This is a genomic window from Streptomyces sp. NPDC047081 (genome assembly GCF_040643775.1).
Classification (GTDB): Bacteria; Actinomycetota; Actinomycetes; order Streptomycetales; family Streptomycetaceae; genus Streptomyces.
This window is the reverse complement of sequence record NZ_JBEYUY010000087.1, coordinates 1-1,045: the sequence shown is the minus strand read 5'-3', so window position 1 is coordinate 1,045 and position 1,045 is coordinate 1. Positions and strand designations below refer to the sequence as shown.

The following is a 1,045-nucleotide window of genomic DNA, read 5'->3' as shown; positions in this document are numbered from 1 at the left end:
AAGAACCTCATGGGCCCGAGCCTCAACGGCGTCTATGGCCGCGCCAGCGCCCAGGCGCCGGGCTTCGCGTACTCCGCGCCGCTGAAGGGCGCCGCGCTCCAGTGGAACGACACCAACCTCGACAAGTGGCTGAGCAACCCGGCCGCCATGCTGCCAGGCAATCTGATGATGTACCCGGGCCAGCCCGGCGCCCGGGAACGCCAAGACCTGATCGCCTACCTCAAGAGCCTGAAGTAACAGCTCCGGCCGTGCGCGCCCATGGGCGGGCTGGCGCCGCCTGTTCCAGACACGACCCGACAAAGGAATCCCCCACGTGCCTCCCGATTTTTCCCTGCGTAACCAGTCCCAGGTGTTTCTCGGCGTCTTGCTGCTGTCCGTGCTGCTTCCAGCCCTGATCGGCCTCGCCATCTTGTCCGACCGCCTGGGCAAGCTCGGCGCTCCCGTGGAACGGACCTGGCTCATTGGGCTGCCGCTAGCGGCCGGCGTGCAGGCCTGGCTGTTCGGCGCCTGGCTGGTCCGACGTCGGTTGGCCGAGCCCCTGGGACGACTGACCGACTATATCGAGCAGCTCAGCCTGGGCGTGTCCAGCACGGAGCTCCGCCTGGATCGCCGTGACGAGTTGGGGCGTCTGGCAACCGCCGCCAATGCCCTCAACGATCGCCTGTCGGACACATTCGTACGCCTGGGGCAAGGCACGAGACAGTTGGACAAGGCCAGCGACGAACTGAGCGCCATCTCGGCCTACTTTGGCCAAGGCATCCAGGACCAGAACCTGCGCACCGACCAGGTGGCAACCGCCATGGAGGAAATGTCCGCCGCGGCCCAGCAGGTAGCCGGCGCCACCGTTCAGGCTGCACGTGCGGCGGACGGTGCCGAGCAGGCCACCCAGCAGGGTGAGCAGGCCATGGTGGGCATGGTCAATTGCATCCACGATCTGCGCGACGAGATCACCGACACGGCCAGAGTCATCCATCAGTTGGAGGCCGACAGCGGGCGGATCGGTGAGGTGCTGGCGGTTATCCACAGCATCGCCGAGCAGACCAAC

1 protein-coding gene and 1 pseudogene are annotated in these 1,045 nt (G+C 66.7%); both read left to right on the top strand.

Features of this window, described 5'->3' with window-relative positions; genetic code table 11:
- Positions 1–237: pseudogene (locus ABZ848_RS49585) on the top strand (hypothetical protein); the annotation flags it as partial.
- A gap of 76 nt (positions 238–313) precedes the next feature.
- Positions 314–1,045: methyl-accepting chemotaxis protein (locus tag ABZ848_RS49580; RefSeq protein ID WP_360843764.1), on the top strand; the 732-nt coding region annotated here is incomplete at its 3' end.